Annotated in this window: 17 protein-coding genes; 11 read left to right on the forward strand and 6 right to left on the reverse strand. The window is 66.8% G+C overall.

Annotated features, from left to right (window positions below; genetic code table 11):
• Window positions 1-11 precede the first annotated feature (11 nt).
• The 5 genes from PWF70_RS07505 to PWF70_RS07525 all read left to right on the forward strand — a co-directional run bounded on the left by PWF70_RS07505 (window position 12) and on the right by PWF70_RS07525 (window position 5,966).
• Window positions 12-1,229 (forward strand): oxygenase MpaB family protein, encoded by a 1,218-nt coding sequence (locus PWF70_RS07505; RefSeq protein ID WP_042375960.1) that lies wholly within the window; start codon window positions 12-14, stop codon window positions 1,227-1,229.
• 61 nt (window positions 1,230-1,290) lie between these two features.
• Entirely contained in the window at window positions 1,291-3,618 is a 2,328-nt protein-coding gene (locus PWF70_RS07510) for an MMPL family transporter (RefSeq protein ID WP_035750484.1), read from the forward strand.
• Entirely contained in the window at window positions 3,575-4,276 is a 702-nt protein-coding gene (locus tag PWF70_RS07515) for a TetR/AcrR family transcriptional regulator (RefSeq protein ID WP_035750487.1), read from the forward strand. Before PWF70_RS07510 ends, PWF70_RS07515 begins: the two co-directional genes overlap by 44 nt.
• Before the next feature lie 126 nt (window positions 4,277-4,402).
• A complete protein-coding gene (locus tag PWF70_RS07520; protein WP_006357690.1) occupies window positions 4,403-5,269 on the forward strand; it encodes a Bax inhibitor-1/YccA family protein in 867 nt (288 codons plus the stop codon).
• Window positions 5,270-5,405: 136 nt separating this feature from the next.
• Complete coding sequence (locus PWF70_RS07525; RefSeq protein WP_006357691.1) at window positions 5,406-5,966, forward strand: DUF6790 family protein; 561 nt, start codon at window positions 5,406-5,408, stop codon at window positions 5,964-5,966.
• Here PWF70_RS07525 and PWF70_RS07530 read toward each other — a convergent pair.
• Together PWF70_RS07530 and PWF70_RS07535 are read right to left on the reverse strand one after the other, a co-directional pair.
• Window positions 5,959-7,182: an acetyl-CoA C-acetyltransferase gene (locus PWF70_RS07530; protein ID WP_006357692.1), complete on the reverse strand. Its 1,224-nt coding sequence runs from the start codon at window positions 7,180-7,182 to the stop codon at window positions 5,959-5,961. The genes PWF70_RS07525 and PWF70_RS07530 overlap by 8 nt on opposite strands.
• A 50-nt stretch (window positions 7,183-7,232) precedes the next feature.
• The gene (locus PWF70_RS07535; protein WP_286352916.1) at window positions 7,233-8,180 is read right to left on the reverse strand and encodes an SGNH/GDSL hydrolase family protein; all 948 of its coding nucleotides are present in this window, start codon (window positions 8,178-8,180) and stop codon (window positions 7,233-7,235) included.
• A gap of 98 nt (window positions 8,181-8,278) precedes the next feature.
• Between PWF70_RS07535 and PWF70_RS07540 the strand changes: the two genes are divergently transcribed.
• Genes PWF70_RS07540 through PWF70_RS07555 form a run of 4 tightly spaced genes read left to right on the forward strand, consistent with a single transcriptional unit; the run spans window position 8,279 to window position 12,861 of the window.
• A complete protein-coding gene (locus PWF70_RS07540) occupies window positions 8,279-9,673 on the forward strand; it encodes a cystathionine beta-synthase (RefSeq protein ID WP_042375963.1) in 1,395 nt (464 codons plus the stop codon).
• A gap of 12 nt (window positions 9,674-9,685) precedes the next feature.
• Window positions 9,686-10,858, forward strand: coding sequence for a cystathionine gamma-synthase (locus tag PWF70_RS07545; RefSeq protein WP_279940575.1), 1,173 nt, complete (start codon window positions 9,686-9,688; stop codon window positions 10,856-10,858).
• Window positions 10,859-10,898: 40 nt separating this feature from the next.
• Complete coding sequence (ilvA, locus tag PWF70_RS07550; RefSeq protein WP_286352917.1) at window positions 10,899-12,101, forward strand: threonine ammonia-lyase; 1,203 nt, start codon at window positions 10,899-10,901, stop codon at window positions 12,099-12,101.
• Window positions 12,102-12,111: 10 nt separating this feature from the next.
• Window positions 12,112-12,861 carry a hypothetical protein gene (locus PWF70_RS07555; protein WP_035750492.1) on the forward strand — a complete coding sequence of 250 codons (750 nt, stop codon included), beginning with the start codon at window positions 12,112-12,114 and terminating at the stop codon, window positions 12,859-12,861.
• 15 nt (window positions 12,862-12,876) lie between these two features.
• Here PWF70_RS07555 and PWF70_RS07560 read toward each other — a convergent pair whose 3' ends face one another.
• Window positions 12,877-13,395, reverse strand: a complete 519-nt coding sequence (locus PWF70_RS07560) for an SRPBCC family protein (protein WP_035750495.1) — start codon at window positions 13,393-13,395, stop codon at window positions 12,877-12,879.
• Between the two features lie 183 nt (window positions 13,396-13,578).
• Here PWF70_RS07560 and PWF70_RS07565 point away from each other — a divergent pair, with 183 nt between their 5' ends.
• Together PWF70_RS07565 and PWF70_RS07570 are read left to right on the forward strand one after the other, a co-directional pair.
• Window positions 13,579-14,514, forward strand: coding sequence for a type IV toxin-antitoxin system AbiEi family antitoxin domain-containing protein (locus PWF70_RS07565; RefSeq protein ID WP_035750498.1), 936 nt, complete (start codon window positions 13,579-13,581; stop codon window positions 14,512-14,514).
• A gap of 115 nt (window positions 14,515-14,629) precedes the next feature.
• Window positions 14,630-15,067, forward strand: a complete 438-nt coding sequence (locus PWF70_RS07570; RefSeq protein WP_035750500.1) for an Ltp family lipoprotein — start codon at window positions 14,630-14,632, stop codon at window positions 15,065-15,067.
• A gap of 142 nt (window positions 15,068-15,209) precedes the next feature.
• Here PWF70_RS07570 and greA read toward each other — a convergent pair whose 3' ends face one another.
• From greA to PWF70_RS07585, 3 genes are all read right to left on the reverse strand, one after another.
• Window positions 15,210-15,704 carry a transcription elongation factor GreA gene (greA, locus tag PWF70_RS07575; RefSeq protein ID WP_005195705.1) on the reverse strand — a complete coding sequence of 165 codons (495 nt, stop codon included), beginning with the start codon at window positions 15,702-15,704 and terminating at the stop codon, window positions 15,210-15,212.
• A gap of 129 nt (window positions 15,705-15,833) precedes the next feature.
• Window positions 15,834-16,610 carry a queuosine precursor transporter gene (locus PWF70_RS07580; protein ID WP_006357700.1) on the reverse strand — a complete coding sequence of 259 codons (777 nt, stop codon included), beginning with the start codon at window positions 16,608-16,610 and terminating at the stop codon, window positions 15,834-15,836.
• Window positions 16,607-17,065 carry a DUF4307 domain-containing protein gene (locus tag PWF70_RS07585; protein WP_006357701.1) on the reverse strand — a complete coding sequence of 153 codons (459 nt, stop codon included), beginning with the start codon at window positions 17,063-17,065 and terminating at the stop codon, window positions 16,607-16,609. Before PWF70_RS07585 ends, PWF70_RS07580 begins: the two co-directional genes overlap by 4 nt.

Raw genomic sequence — 17,065 nt, forward strand, 5'->3', positions numbered from 1 at the left:
ATCATCGGAGGATGGACGCGGCAGCGGTGACCGGCGCACGGAACTGGGAGGCTGTCCGCACGCGGCATCCCGAACTCGTCGACCGTCTGGAGGTCGGCCTGTTGCAGGGCGATCCGCTTGCCGACGCGGTGGTCGTCGAGGCCCGCGAACGGGGCATGTCGTTCTCGACACTCGTCGATCTCCTGGAGTCCCATGCGGATTCGGAGGCGGGTGATCCCGACCGGATCGAGATGCTGGCGTCGATGCGTCGCCTGCTGCAGGTGACGAGCGCCCCGCCACCCTGGTTCGACGCGGCATTCGCGGCGTCGGGGGCCCGTGCGTGGTGGCGATTCGGCACGCTTCAGTCGTCGACGCTCTACCAATCGCTGATCTACGGATACAAGGCGCAGGGCTTCGTCCGGCCGTTGGTCGCGACCGGGCGCCTCGGGTTGGGAACCCGCGATCGGGGGCAGTCGACCGCGCGCTGGGTCGCCGAGGCCACCACACCGGGCGCGATGCTTCCAGGGAACCCGGGTTGGGTTGGGACACTGCGCATTCGGTTGCTTCACGCCTACATCCGAGATGTCCTTCGCCACCCACATGACGAGGGTGCGCCGGGCTGGGATGAAGCCGAGTGGGGCGTACCGATCAACCAGACGTATTCGGTCATGACCATCTCCTGCGGTTTCCTCGCGCTGCCGCTGCTGGTCGCACGTGACTTCGGTATCCACTACAGCAGCGCCGAACGCGAGGCGATCACGCATCTGTGGCGGTGGATCGGTTGGGTCATCGGCGTCGACGACGACCTGCTCCCGGCCAGCCACGCCGAGGCAGCCGACCTGTTCCGGGTGGCCGCCGAATTCGAACTCCAGCCCGACGACTCGTCGAAGGTGCTCATCAAGGCATTGCTGCACGAGGGCTACGACCTGCCCGGCGTCGTACACGGTGCCGCGCCGATCCCGGTGCCCTCGATCCTGGTCTCCGCGCTCGATGCGGTGACCGGTCCCGTTCTCCGATCGTCGTTCTCCGCCATCTCGACGCGGTGGGTGGAACGCTCGGTTGCGCGGCGGATGGGCTTACGTCGTTCGCCGCTGCATCACCTCGTCGACGTCGCGCGCCCGGCGATCCGGTTGCGGGAGATCATCCGTACGACCGGGCTGCTCGGCTCGGAGTCCGCCGTCATCGAACGCGAGCTCCGCACCGTGCGTCGCGGGCTCGGGATGGAAGTTCACGCCGGGAAACGCCGTTGACCCGCTAACTTACTGCTGATAACTTAACGCCGTAAGTCGACCGAGGCGAGGGGGACGCACGGTGGTTCGATCGACACGGCTGATCATCGCGATGCCGAGGAGGGTGCTGCTCGGCGCCTTCGTGCTGATCGTGGTGTGCGGCGCGTACGGTGCGACCGCCGCCGAACATCTCCTGGCCGGTGGCTACAGCGCTCCGAACGCCGAATCCGCGAGAGCCGACAAGGTGCTCGCCGAGACGTTCAACCGCGGCGGTATCCAGGTCGTCCTCAAACTCGACGGTCCCGACGGCGTGGACATCTCGCGCGACCCGACCGCGAAAGCCCTGGCCGACAACATTATCCGTGAACTCGATGCGAACGAGCATGTGCAAGACCAGATCCTGTCGGTCTGGGCCGACCCGGCCCTCGACTCCGCGCTGGTCAGCCGCGACCGGACGTCGACGCTGATCATCGCCGCCCTCGAGGGCGGCGAGGACCTGGCCCCCGCCCGGGCCGCGCAGATCGAAGAGGAGTTCACCGGGGAACGCGACGGGTTCTCGATCCGGGTCGGCGGCCAGGCGCTCGTCTACTCCCAGGTCAACGAGCAGACCTCGTCCGACCTGTTGATGGCCGAGGCGATCGCCATCCCCATCACCTTCCTCGTGCTGATCTTCGTGTTCGGCGGACTGATCGCGGCGGCCCTGCCCGTCGGCATCGGGATCATCTCGATCATCCTGACGTTCGCGCTGCTGCGGGCGATCGGATCGGTCACCGACGTCTCGGTGTTCGCGCTGAACCTGACCACCGCACTGGGTCTCGCGTTGGCCATCGACTACACGTTGCTGCTGCTCACGCGCTACCGGGAGGAGGTCGACCGGGGACTCGAACGTCCCGACGCGATCGTCCGTACTCTCGCGACCGCCGGTCGGACCGTGGCGTTCTCGGCCGTGACCGTGGCGCTCTCGCTCAGTGCGCTGGTGTTGTTCCCGCAGTACTTCCTGCGTTCCTTCGCCTTCGCCGGCCTGGGAGTCGTGGCCGTGGCGGCGTTCTCCGCGCTCATCATCACCCCGGCCGTGCTGATGGTCCTCGGGGATCGGATCGACGCTCTCGACGCACGGAAACCCGTGCGTCGGCTGCTGCGTCTGCCGCCGCCGCAGCCGCGCGAGCCGGAGGACACCAGGTGGTACCGCCTCGTCCAGTGGGTGCTGCGCCATGCATTGCCGGTCGCCGCGGTGGTCACCATCTTCCTGCTGGTCCTCGGCGCACCGTTCCTCTCACTCCGGATGGGCTTCCCCGACGACCGCGTGCTCCCGGAGTCCGCCAGTTCGCACGCCATCCAGCAGGAGATCCGCGACGACTACGAGGACGACCTCTCCTCGGCCATCACCATTGTCGTGCAGGGGCCGGCGGGGCCGGAATCGCTCGCCGCGTACACGAGAGCGCTGTCGCAGGTCGACGACGTCAACTCGGCCGGTTCGTCGGCGGGGACCTTCGTCCGCGGCGAGCCGCTCGCGCCCGGCAGTCCCGACGAGAGCCGCGGCGACGTGCACGTCGTCAACGTGTCCACCGATCGCGACCCGACGAGCGATGCAGGCATGGCTCAGCTCGACGCGTTGCGTGCGGTACCCGCACCCGAGAGAACCGACACCCTGTTCACCGGTCTGGCGGCGACCACCGATGACACCGTCAGTTCGATCTTCGCCCACACGCCCTGGGTGCTGGCCATCATCGCCGTCGCCACATTCGTGCTGCTGTTCCTCTTCACCGGCAGCGTTGTCCTCCCACTGAAGGCACTGGCGCTCAACATCCTCTCGTTGTCGGCGACCTTCGGTGCGATGGTCTGGTTCTTCCAGGAGGGTCACCTCGACGGCCTGGGCACGACGGCGACCGGGACACTCAACGCGACCGTGCCTGTCCTGCTGTTCTGCGTGGCGTTCGGTCTGTCCATGGACTACGAGATGTTCCTGCTCGGACGCGTGCGAGAGGAATGGCTGAAATCCGACCGCACCCGCGGGGCGAACGACCACGCGGTCGCGTTAGGCCTCGCGCGTACCGGCCGGGTGATCACCGCGGCGGCCCTGTTGATGAGTATCGTCTTCGCCGCGATCGCGGCCTCCCAGGTGTCGTTCATGCGTATGTTCGGAGTGGGGCTGGCGCTGGCCGTGGTGATGGACGCGACCCTGGTCAGGATGTTCCTGGTGCCGGCATTCATGCGCCTCGTCGGACGCGCCAACTGGTGGGCGCCGCCCCCGCTGCGGAAGCTCCACGACCGCTTCGGGTTGTCCGAGGAAGTTGCCGAAGACCTCCCGGGGGACGACACATCCCGTCGGTACCGGACTCAGGAGAAGGATCGAGCGCAGGAGAACAGTGACGACACGCAGACGGGCGAGGTCGCCTCGCGGGGCAGGTGAGATCCTCGCCGAGGAGATCATCGAGGCCGCGGGTGACCTCCTGGTCGAGCACGGAGACGACACCGCCATGTCGATCCGGGCGGTCGCCACTCGCGTCGGGGTGACCCCGCCGTCGATCTACCTGCACTTCGCCGACAAGGGCGCGTTGCTCGACGCCGTGTGCGCCCGATACTTCGAGCGACTCGACGCCCAGCTCGACGCCGCCACCGAGGACATCACCGACCCGTTGGACCGTGCGCTGCAACTCGGGCTCGCCTACATCCGATTCGCCGTCGCGACCCCGGTGCTCTACCGGGTCGCCTTTGGGAAGCCCGCCGACGCCGCACATCCCTCCAAGGTCGACCAGGTGCTGACCGCCAGCGCCTACACGCGGTTCGTGGACACGGTGACCGAGCTCGCCGACGAGGGCATGTTCGACCACGACGAGGTGAAGGACGTCGTCCTCGAACTCTGGGCCGCCGCGCATGGCATCGCCTCGCTGATGCTCGCCAAGCCCGGCCTGGGCTGGGGAGACCAGTTCGAGCGGGCCGAGTCGATGCTGAAGGCCGTGTGCCTGGGACGTGCGGTGATGACCGTGAACGCAGGAACTCGGGACTCCGAAACCGCTCGGTCCTGGCTGATGACGCTCCGTTCCCGGCAGGACGGGGAGCGGTCGTGAACGACAGAATGGTCAAGAGCCGGTAAAGTCGCATTCGACACGGTCGTCTTGTGATCCCGTCAGGGAACTCACAGGAATGACCCGACGTTGAGACGGTATACATCCGTACCGATTAAGGAGCGCTTCGTGCGAGAGAGCAGCAATCCGGTGATGCGCGGTGTGGTCCGCGACAATCAATCCGGGTACGCGGGATTCGGGGCCGGCATGGCCGGCGCCGGCGTCTCGATGAACAAATACGGTCAGGCCACTGATCCGTACAGCCCGCAGGCACCGTCGGCCACCCGCCAGCTCACGATCGACGACGTGGTCACCAAGACCGCGATCACCCTGGGTGTCCTCACGGTTGTCGCGATCGCGACCTACTTCGGCATCTCCAGCCGGGCCACCGAGGCCGCTCAGACGAGCCTCGCGCTGCCGCTGATGATGGTCGGCGCGATCGGCGGCCTCGTCCTCGTCCTGGTGGCGACCTTCGGTCGCAAGCAGGACAACCCGGCCATCGTGCTCGCCTACGCGGCATTCGAGGGTCTGTTCGTCGGTTCGATCTCGTTCGTCTTCGCGAACCTGGTCGTCGGCGGTGACATCTCGGCCGGAGCCCTGATCGGGCAGGCGGTCCTCGGTACGTTCGGCGTGTTCTTCGGCATGCTGTTCGTCTACAAGATCGGCGCCATCCGCGTCACGCCGCGCTTCACCCGCATGCTGTTCGCCGGCATGATCGGCGTGCTCGTGCTGATGCTGGGCAACCTGGTCATCGGCCTGTTCACCGGTGAGGCCGGCATCCTGCGCGACGGCGGCCCGATCGCGATCATCTTCTCGCTGGTCTGCATCGCGCTGGCGGCGTTCAGCTTCCTGCTCGACTTCGACTCGGCGGATCGCCTGATCCGCGCCGGCGCACCCGACCGCGCCGCCTGGGGCGTCGCCCTCGGTCTGACCGTCACCCTGGTCTGGCTGTACGTCGAGATCCTGCGTCTGCTGAGCTACTTCAACTCGGACTAGTTCCCGACGCGGCGACGGCCGCACCGGACCCGACGACGAACCCCGCACTCTCGAGTGCGGGGTTCGTTGTCATCTGAGCGGGGGAAATCGTCGTCAAGCGCACCTCGGCGAACCGGAAACATGCCGACCATCGAGCATGGTCTGGTTCCTGTTTCAGTTGGCGCTGATGGTCGTCGGCGCGATCGTGCACATACTGGTGGACCGGTCGGCGCGGAGACGCACCACCGGCCGCGTGGCAGAACTGGTGCTGCTGTGGATTCTCGTACCCGGCGGCGTCTTCGGCGTCCTCGCCGGCGTCGGCCATGTCGGCCCCAACGCTGCGGAGCTCGCCAAGGACATCGGACCCGACTACGTTCCCGGCATGTTCCAATGGGAACTCGGCTGGAACGACATCGCGATCGGGCTGCTGTGCGTGCTGACCTTCCGGGTCCGCAACCGCGGCGGATGGCTCGACGCCGCGGTCTGGGCGCTGGCCATCAGCTACGGCGGCGACCTCGCCGGCCACATCTCGCAGTACTACCTCCACGACAACCACGCGACGAACAACGCGTGGGCGATCCCGGCGGAGATCTACATCGTCGGCGTCACGGTCATCGCGTGGGCGATCTACCGACGAACAACCCCCCGCAGCGTTGCGATCCTGGGACCGAACGCGGCGAGGGGCGTCGAAGAAGGAGTCGAGACTCGCGTCAGCTGAGGCGCTCGAGCACCATGGCCATACCCTGACCGCCGCCGACACACATCGACTCGATGCCGAAGGTCTTGTCGTGGGTGCGGAGGTTGTTGAGCAGGGTCGTGGTGATCCGCGCGCCGGTCATACCGAACGGGTGGCCGAGGGCGATGGCGCCGCCCGACACGTTCAGCTTGTCGTGGTCGATGCCGAGCTCGTTCGCCGAGCCGAGCACCTGGACGGCGAAGGCCTCGTTGATCTCCACGAGGTCGATGTCGGACAGCGACATCCCGGAGACCTTGAGCACCTTGCGGATCGCCTCGATCGGGCCCAGGCCCATGATCTCCGGCGACAGGCCGGTGGCGGCGGTGGCGACGACCCGGGCGAGCGGGGTCAGGCCCAGCTCCTTGGCCTTGGTGTCGCTCATGATGACCAGTGCGGCGGCGCCGTCGTTGAGCGGGCAGGCGTTACCCGCGGTGATGGTGCCGTCGGGGCGGAAGACGGGCTTCAGCTGCGAGATCTTCTCGTACGTCGTACCGGCGCGCGGGCCGTCGTCGGTGGTGACCTGCGTACCGTCGGGCAGGGTGACCGGGTCGATCTCGCGCTCGAAGAAGCCGGACTTGATGGCCTCCTCCGCACGGTTCTGGCTGAGGACGCCCCAGCGGTCCTGGTCCTCACGCGAGATGCCGGTGAAGGTGGCGACGTTCTCGGCGGTCTGGCCCATCGCGATGTAGACGTCCGGGATGAGTCCGTCCTGGCGGGGGTCGTGCCAGATTCCGGCGTCGCCGGCGGCGGAGAGTTCGGTGCGCGCCATCGCGTCGTCGAACAGCGGGTTCTTGGAGTTCGGGGCGCCGTCGGCACCGCCGGAGACGCCGAAGCTCGACACGCTCTCGACGCCGCCGGAGATGATGACGTCGGCCTCTCCCGCCTTGATGGCGTGCAGCGCCATGCGGGTGGTCTGCAGCGACGACGAGCAGTAACGGTTGACCGTCACGCCGGGGACGTGGTCGTAACCGAGTTCGACGGCGATCACGCGGGCAATGTTGTAACCGCCCTGTCCGCCGGGCTGGCCGATGCCCCAGTGGATGTCCTCGATGTCAGCCGGGTCGAGTTCGGGCACCTTCGCGAGGGCCGCTTCGACCATCTGACGGGACAGTTCGTCGGGACGGACGTCTTTGAGGGATCCCTTGGCGGCGCGGCCGATCGGGGAGCGGGCGGTGGATACGATAACTGCTTCAGCCATGCGCTCACGCTACCCAACCAAGCAGATGCTTGGTCGCATTGGGTGGGAGATCACACCTGCTTGAGCAGGCGGCGGAGCCCGGTGGCCACTCGCGTCTCCTCCACGGCGGGAGATTCCTCCGGGGGCTCGGGCAGTGGGGCCGAGCCCCATTCGCCGATGGCGTCGAGGACCGGCGGCAGCAGGATCTCGGCGGCGAGCGCATACCCCGCCGCCGACGGGTGGTACTGATCCGGCGACAGCATGAAATCGTGTTGGGCCCGGAATTCCTTGGCCATCAGATCGGCGAGCGGAACCGGGTGTCCACCTGCGGCGCGGACCGCCGAGCGCTGCAGGGCTGCGAGTCGAAGGCCCCACTGCCGCAACACGGTTCGCAACGGTTGGGGGATGGCCGTGATCACCCCGAAGTCGGGACAGGTGCCGACGACGACCTTCGCGCCGCCGCCGACGAGCAGGCGCACGGCGTCACCGAGCCGACGGGCTGACGCACGGATGCCGTTGCGGGAGGTCACATCGTTCGCGCCGATCAGGATGATCGCGACGTCCGGTCGTTCGCGCGCGATGAACATCGCGTCGATCTGGGCGGCCAGACCCTTCGACGTCGCACCGACGATGGCCTTGTTGGCGTAGCGGACCGTCCTGCCGGTCTCGGCCGCGACGCGCCGAGCGACCTGGACGCCGGGTGTCTCGTCGGCGGTGTCGACGCCGAGCCCGGCCGCGGTGGAATCGCCGAAGACGGTCAGGAACAGGTCGATCGGGGTGTCGCGGGTGTAGCGCGTGACCCGGCCGTCCGGGTGGTAGACGCCGTCGCCGTCGGGTGCGTTGTCGGTGCGGTGGGGGATCACCGTGCGGGCGGTCGCGGCCTGGCCGATGAGGTAGTTCCACACCGCCCAGCCGGCGCCTGCTCCAGCCGCGGTGGCTGCCGCCGTGGCCCCGACGTCGCGGGCGACCCGACCCCAGAACCGGCTGTCGGTACCGACCCTACGACTCAAACCGGACACGGCCGCCAGTCTAGAGGGAACGGCAGGGTGGCAGAGGGACCCGCGGGTTGACGACGGCCGAGTGATGGGGGCGACGACGGTTCTGGGACCATGGAGACATGCGCATCGCCAATCACGTTGTGGACCTGGTGGGCAACACCCCTCTGGTCAAGCTGAACTCTGTCACCTCGCCCGGATCGGGGCTGGTCGCGGCCAAGGTGGAGTACCTCAATCCGGGTGGGAGCAGCAAGGATCGCATCGCGGTCCGGATGATCGACGCCGCGGAGGCCTCCGGCGAACTCAAGCCCGGCGGCACCATCATCGAGCCGACGTCCGGCAACACCGGTGTCGGCCTCGCGCTCGTCGCGCAGCAGCGCGGCTACAAGTGCGTGTTCGTCTGCCCGGACAAGGTGGGCGAGGACAAGCGCAACGTGCTGCGCGCCTACGGTGCCGAGGTCGTCGTGTGCCCGACCGCTGTGCCGCCGGAGCACCCCGACAGCTACTACAGCGTGTCGGATCGCCTCGTGCGCGAGATCGAGGGCGGATGGAAGCCCAACCAGTACGCGAACCCCGCCGGCCCGCAGAGTCACTACGAGACCACCGGTCCGGAGATCTGGGCCGACACCGACGGCAAGGTCACCCACTTCGTGGCCGGCGTCGGAACCGGAGGCACCATCACCGGCACCGGGCGTTACCTCAAGGAGGTCTCCAACGGTGCGGTGAAGGTCGTCGGAGTCGACCCCGAGGGTTCGGTGTACTCCGGCGGGACCGGACGCCCGTACCTCGTCGAGGGTGTCGGTGAGGACTTCTGGCCGGCCGCCTACGACCCGAGCATCCCGGACGAGATCATCGCCGTCTCCGATGCCGACTCGTTCGACATGACCCGTCGCCTCGCCCGCGAAGAAGGACTTCTCGTCGGTGGTTCCTGCGGGATGGCGGTCGTGGCCGCCCTCCAGGTCGCCGAGCGTGAGGGCCCCGACGCCGTCGTCGTCGTCCTGCTCCCGGACGGCGGACGCGGCTACATGGCCAAGATCTTCAATGACGAGTGGATGAGCAGCTACGGCTTCCTCCGCACGCCGCTGGACGCCAACACCAAGGAGTCGCTGGTCGGCGACGTGCTGCGCGGCAAGACCGGCGCCCTGCCCGATCTCGTCCACACACATCCGCAGGAGACGCTGCGCGACGCCATCGAGATCCTCCGCGAGTACGGGGTGTCGCAGATGCCGGTCGTCGGCGCCGAACCGCCGGTCATGGCCGGCGAGGTCGCCGGTGCGGTCACCGAACGCGATCTGCTCAGCGCCGTCTTCGAGGGTCGCGCCAGCCTGGCCGATCCGGTCTCGGCGCACATGGGAGATCCGTTCCCGCTCATCGGTTCCGGTGAGCCGGTCAGTGCCGCCACCAAGGCACTCGGTGACAGCGACGCCTTGATGGTCGTCGAGGACGGCAAGCCCATCGGCGTGATCACGCGCCACGACCTGCTCGCGTTCGTCTCGAGCCACCCGATCGTCGGATAGGAGCACCACACTGTGAGTGAACGACGCAGCGCCGCGGATTCGGTTCGCTGGCAGGGTTTCTCGACCCGCGCCATCCACGCCGGATACGACCCGGATCCCCAGACCGGCGCGGTGAACGTGCCGATCTACGCCAGCTCGACCTTCGCCCAGGATGGTGTCGGCGGACTCCGCGACGGGTTCGAGTACGCCCGCACCGGTAACCCGACGCGACGTGCGCTGGAGGCCAACCTCGCCGCACTCGAGCATGGAACCTACGGTCGCGCCTTCGCCTCCGGCATGGCCGCCACCGACTGCCTGCTGCGTTCGACGCTGCGTCCGGGCGACCACCTGGTGATCCCCAACGACGCCTATGGCGGCACCTTCCGTCTCATCGACAAGGTGTTCACCCAGTGGGGCATCACCTACTCGGTGGCGCCGGTGTCCGACGTCGCCGCGGTGCGCGACGCGATCCGTCCGGAGACCAAGCTGGTCTGGACCGAGACGCCCACCAACCCGCTGCTGAACGTCGGCGACATCGAGACGATCGCCTCCATCGCGCACGAGGCCGGTGCGAAGCTCGTGGTGGACAACACCTTTGCCTCGCCCTACCTGCAGCAGCCGCTGACGCTGGGTGCTGACGTCGTCCTGCACTCGACCACCAAGTACCTCGGCGGCCACTCCGACGTCGTGGGCGGCGCGCTGGTCACCGACAGCGAAGAGCTCGACGAGGCCTTCGCGTTCCTGCAGAACGGCGCGGGTGCTGTTCCCGGACCGTTCGACGGCTACCTGACGATGCGCGGCGCCAAGACGCTCGCCGTCCGCATGGACCGCCACTGCGACAACGCCGAGAAGGTCGTTGAGTTCCTGAACTCGCACGACAAGATCGAGGCCGTCCTGTACCCGGGACTCGAGAACCATCCGGGTCACGAGGTCGCCGCGAAGCAGATGAAGCGCTACGGCGGCATGGTGTCGGTCCTGGTCAAGGGCGGCATCGAAGAGGCCAAGCAGTTCTGCGCCCGCACCGAGGTGTTCACGCTCGCCGAGTCGCTGGGCGGCATCGAGTCGCTGATCGAACACCCCGGCGCGATGACCCATGCGTCGACGGCCGGTTCGCTGCTGGAGGTCCCCGCCAACCTGGTCCGCCTGTCGGTGGGTATCGAGGACATCGACGACATCCTGGGCGACCTGGAGAACGCGCTGCGCTGAGCGACGGTGGTATCGAACGGCATCGGTAGATACTGACCCCATGCTGCTGACATCTGCCGACATCGAGAAGGCGACCGCAGAACTCTCCGGCGTGGTCCGGCGGACGCCGCTGATCGCGTCCCGTGTGCTGTCCGAGCGAAGCGGCGCCGACGTCTGGCTGAAGGCCGAGAACCTGCAGCGAACCGGTTCGTTCAAGCCGCGGGGTGCCTACCTGCGGATCTCCCGGCTGACGGCCGACGAACGGGGGCGCGGCGTCGTCGCGGCGAGTGCGGGGAACCACGCGCAGGGGGTCGCGTGGTCGGCGACCGAGCTGGGGATCTCTGCACGGGTGTACATGCCGACCGGCGCGTCGTTGCCGAAGATCGCGGCGACGAAAGCCTATGGCGCCGAAGTGGTCCTGGCAGGTGAGACCGTCGACGACGCACTCGTCGAAGCCCAGCGGTACGCCGATCAGACCGGTGCGGTGCTGATCCATCCGTTCGACCACCCCGACATCGTCGCCGGTCAGGCGACCGTCGGGATCGAGATCCTCGAGCAGATGCCCGACGTGACCACCATCGTCGTACCGCTCGGTGGCGGCGGTCTGCTCGCCGGAGTCGCGGCGGCGGTACAGGCGTCGAGGCCGGACGTCCGCGTCATCGGTGTGCAGGCGGCGCAGGCCGCCGCCTGGCCGACCTCCCTCGCTGCCACCCGTCCGGTGCCTGCGGCATCGATGAACACCATGGCCGACGGCATCGCCGTGGCCCGACCGGGAGATGTCCCGTTCGCGCACGTCACCGAGTATGTCGACCAGGTGGTCACGGTCAGCGAAGAAGAACTCAGCACGGCGCTGCTGCTGATGCTCGAGCGCGCGAAGATGGTCGTCGAACCCGCCGGCGCGGCAGGCGTTGCCGCCGCGGTCGGCGGAACCCTCGACCTGTCGGGCAAGGTCTGTGTCGTATTGTCCGGCGGCAACATCGACCCCCTGCTGTTGCGCCACGTCACGACCCACGGCCTCACCGCGGCCGGCCGGTTCCTGACCTTCACCGCCACCGTCTCCGACCGCCCGGGCGGGCTCCTCGCACTACTGGAGCTGCTCCGCGATCTCGGCGTCAGCGTCATCGACATCGTGCACTCACGCGTCGCCGACGACCTCTACCTCGGCGAGGTGCAGGTGACGGTCAGCGTCGAGACTCGCGGCCCCGACCATCAGCACGACGTCCGTCGCGCGTTGAGCGAGGCAGGTTTTCTGCGGGAGGTGTGACCGTCAGTTTGTGGACGGAGCGGTCACCTGTGCAGTCTTCTGGTCGTCGGGCGTCAGCGCTGTCACCGAAGCGGATCTGAAGAAATTGTCCGTCGACGAACTGTTGGCGAACCTCAAGCGGTGGGCTCATCTACGGAAGACCTCGGAGGAGGTCTATGCGTTGACTCTCAATTCCTTTCGCGCACGGCGTGAGGTTGCATCGATGCCGCTCGCATGGGTGACCGACTCCGCACTGGACGTCGTCGAAGGGCTACTCGACTGCTATGACTTCGATGATCTGGTCTTCATGTTCGGGCGGAACAGGGCCAAGCAAGGTGGACTTGCACTCTTCGAATCGTCCGTCGGTCGATGTCAGGCTGGGGACGTCCATCTCGGGCTCCGACAACGCGAGGTCTCCATCGATGGACTCCTCTGGCTTCGGCGCGAGGCAACGGACGCCGAAATGTGTGAGTACTACGACGATTTGAATGACGAATACGATGAGCTCGAGTTGGATCACGAGTTCGGCGTCCTCGTGATTCACGTTCTGACGAGACATCGAGCGTTCCGGCGTTCGGCTGAGCGTGGGTTGAACGGATTGTCTGTCGTCGACGCCGGAACGGTGACCCTGCCGCTCACATCCGTTGATTCCAGGCTGCGGCGCAGTCAGTTGCCAGTACAGCTCTTGGCAGGTCTCGTCGGTGAGCTCGACGTTGATCGGTTCTCATCGCTGAGGGTCGAGACGATCGATCGTCACACCTCAATCGTCTCCGCTGCGTGATCCTGGCAGCGGCGTCTAGGTAGCAGGTAAGAGATTCGCGAAGTGCTTGAGTGTGTCCGCCTCGATGGTCTTGTACACGGTCGACGACGCCGGACCCGAGAAAGCGGTGACTATCTTGGAGTCGGTGGGCAGCTCGAGAGCGAAGGTCCACCGGAGGCGGCAGCCGACGTCGGCGGGGTCGATCTGGGTGGCCTCGCCGAATCGTCGGATACCCGGCACATTGGCGCTCCTGACCCGGAATGCGTTGTGAAAACTGCCCGCTTCGGGTTCCTCGGTCCAGTGGAAGAAGTCCTCTTCAAGCGTCACGTAGCCCGGGCCGAGCACCGCCTTCCGAGTCGCGCCGGCTCCGTAGGGCGGGGGAGAGGTGAACTCGATCTTCTTGATCGCGCGACACCAGTCCAGGGTGTTCTGACGGGTGAACTCCGCCCACGCGCGCTGCGGCGTGACCGGCAGCCGGACGTCGATCACGTGACGCACCGGTGCGTCGTCGAAGAAGTCGAGGTCGAAGGTCTCCAGCGAATAGGAACGTCCCATGGGGCCCATTGAAGCATCGACGAGCCGGTCCCACAGGCGCTTCCGCGATGGGACCGGCGAACCTCAGCTCGACTCACAGACTTCGATCGAGGTCTGCCTGCCGAGTCGAGGTTCGCCGGTCGGCGCCCCGGCCGCTCGGCGAATACGAGTGAACCGATTGCGGCTGTGCTGCGTCCAAGAGATATGACTGCTTTCCCGACCGACCGGCACGGACTCATCCGACGCGAAGCAACCCTCAGGCTGGGCATTTCCGACGACGTCGTCACGGCGGCCGTGCGGCGCGGCGAACTCGTGCGGCTCGCTCCCGGTGTCTGCGCCGTGGCGAACCCGGACCTTCAATCCGACACCGCCGACGACGAGCTGTATCGCCTGAAGTCGATTGCCGTTGCGACGTCGGCACGAGATGGAGACACGTCGACGCTGAGCCACGACTCTGCGGCAGCCGTCCACAGACTGTCCCAGCTGCACCCCGAGCGTGAGCTCGTCCATCTCACCAAGACACGCGAGCGTGGCGGATTCGTGCGCGGACATCGCGTCGTCCATGCCGGCCCGCTGTCGCCCGGCGACATCACCGACGTCGACGGCGTCCGGGTCACGACACTCGAGCGCTCTGCCGTCGATATAGCGATGAACGGCGACTTCGAGCGAGCTCTGGTCGTCTTCGACCGCGCACTCGCGCTCAAAGCCGACCTGGCAACGATGACGACCATCCTCGAATCACGCGGACGATGGCGTGGGGTGGGCACCGCACGCCGGGCGCTCGCACTCGCCGACGCCGCGTCGGAGAGCGTCGGCGAATCGTGGAGTCGTGCCCAGATGATCGCAGCCGGGCTGCCGATTCCGCGTCTGCAGCACACGTTCCAGACGAGCGATGGACCTGCGCGTGCCGATTTCGATTGGGAGGGAGAGCTTGTCGGCGAGTTCGACGGCCTGCAGAAGTACGGACGGTTGCTGCGTCCGGGGGAGACTCCGCGCGACGCGCTGATCCGCGAGAAGCGACGCGAGGACGCCCTTCGAGCGCAAGGGATCATGGTCGTGCGTTGGACGTGGGCGACGCTCGAGCGTGGCGAGCTGGTGGGGCTGCTTCGTCCGTGGCTGGATGCGTTCGCAGCGGCCTGACCGGAATCATCTGATCGGATGACACTGTGCGCCAACGTTTTTGTCGTACCCCCGTGACACCTTTCTCTCAGACGCGGTTCAGCTTCCCAGAACCGTGAGCAGAGAAGGAAGAACGATGAGCAACCCCCAGAAGAAGAGATGGCCGTGGGCGGCAGGCGTCCTGGCGGCGTTCGTGATGATGATCGGGGTCGTGGCCGGCTTCGGCACGAACGTCTCCTCACAGGCATCGCCGAGCGTGCAGGCTCCCGCGATCAAGCTCGTGTCGGAGAAGTCGAACGCGGTCGCGAAGGCGAGGGAATACCTCGAGTACACCAGTTTCTCGAAGTCGGGGCTGGTCGACCAGCTGGAGTTCGAGGGCTTCTCGTACTCGGACTCGTCGGCCGCCGTCGATCAGCTCGAGGCCGATGGCGAGGTGAATTGGTATGTACAGGCAGCAAAGTCGGCCCGTCAGTACCGCGAGTATTCCCCGTTCTCCAGGCAGGGACTGATCGAACAGTTGGAGTTCGAGGGATTCACCTATCAGCAGGCGGTTTACGGAGCTGACCACAGCTAGCGGATCCGTCCGCTCTGACACGGACCGACGAACCTCAGTCCCGACCGGCAGACGTCGATCGACGTCTGCCGGTCGGGTTGAGGTTCATCAGACGAAGCGAGCCCGGGACAACCGTCGTCCCGGGCTCGCTTCGTGGTCTGGATCAGCCGTGGTACGGCTCCGCGCTGACGAGGGTCACCTTGACGGTCGCGCCGCTGGGGACGGAGTACTCGCGGGTCTCGCCGACCTTGGCGTCGATGAGGGCCGAACCCAGGGGCGAGCTGGGTGAGTAGGTCTCGAGCTTGCCGCCCGAGGCGCCTTCTTCGCGGGTCGCGATGAGGAAGGTCTCGGTGTCCTTCTCGTCGCCGTCGTAGTAGACGGTGACGACGGAACCGGGAAGTGCGACGCCGGACTGGGTCGGGGCCTCGCCGACCTTCGCGTTGTTCAGCAGTTCCTGCAGCTGGCGAATGCGCGCTTCCTGCTGGCCCTGCTCTTCGCGGGCGGCGTGGTAGCCACCGTTCTCCTTGAGGTCGCCCTCTTCGCGTCGCTCATTGATCTCGGCAGCAATGACCGGACGATTGGCGATCAATGAGTCGAGTTCGCTCTTGAGGCGATCGTGCGACTCTTGGGTCAACCAGGTCACCTGGGTGTCGGTCATCGGTCACTCCTTCGTGTTGTCCGCGCCGCGATGCGACTCTTTCACCGCGCGGCATATGGACTGCTATAAATGCAGCAACACGACCCCTCGCGGAGCCGTGTATCCGATCATCGTACCAGCCGATGAGACCTATGGCACATCCGTTGTTCCAGCCGTTGCCGCGTCGAGTGCTTCCTGATAGGTGGGTTCGGCTCGTTTCAACCATCCCACAACGAAATACGTCACCGGCATGATGACGATCTCCACCAGGGTCTTCCAGACAAATCCGACAATCGTGTAGTTGACGAAATCTCCCCAGGTGGAGATACCGAGGGCGGTTGCCGCGATCGAACAGAAGACGAGGGTGTCCGCGAATTCGCCGACGATGGTCGATCCCAGAAGGCGTGCCCAGAGATGGCGCTCACCGGCGCGCTCTTTCATTTTGACCAACACGAATGAATTCAGGAATTCGCCCACCACATATCCGGCAAGTCCGGCGAGCAGGAATTGCGGAACGACGCCGGCGACGGTTGCGAAAGCCTCCTGGCCTTCGTAGAAATCGGCGGCGGGTAGATGAATGGTCAGCCAGAAGCACAGCGAGGCCAGGATGAGCACGGCGAAGCCCGCCAGGATCGTGCGGCGCATCGCGCGGAAGCCGTACACCTCGCTGATCACATCGCCCAGGACATAGGCGAGCGGGAACAGGAAGAAGGCACCGTCGGTGACCAGGCCCTGCATGTGTATGGGCCCCAGGTCGAGGTTGAGCCAGTCGTCGAACAGCACGACACCCTTGGTGCCGGTGACGTTGCTGATCAGCATCACACCGACGAACAGTGCGACGAGGAGCGGGAAATGGCGGCTGCCGATGGAGGCGAACGCGGCGCGGGGTGCGGCGGCGTCGCCCGGTGCGGTCTGCCGCGTGCTCACGACTCGGGCTGGAGGTAGGCGGGCACGTCGACGGTGCAGCCGAAGACCTCACCGATGACCGGAGGCTTGGAGGTGGTGACCTCGGTGCGGACGCCGATCCGTTCGACGGAGCCGGCCGGGATCAGGATCTCGCGACGACCGGTCTCGCTGCCGTCCTTCGATCGTCCGCGCACCACACAGGCCGCGGGCTTGCCCGGGTCGGAGCGGTCGACGGTGAACTGCACGGCGACGGTGTTGTCGTCGAGGATCTCGTAACCGGTCGCCTCGCCGGAGACATCGGCGGTGCCGAACTTGCTGTAACCGATCGCCGCCAGCGTGACGCCGGCCACGACTACGAGTATCGACAGGGCGCGAAACCAGCGCCGACGGGTCTGTGCGGACGCGGAATCCTCCGGGTAGGTCGCGCGCGGGCCGCTGCGAGGGCGCTCCGCGGCGCCCCCATCCGAACTGTTCAC

The organism is Gordonia sp. Swx-4 (genome assembly GCF_030316175.1).
Lineage (GTDB): Bacteria > Actinomycetota > Actinomycetes > Mycobacteriales > Mycobacteriaceae > Gordonia > Gordonia alkanivorans.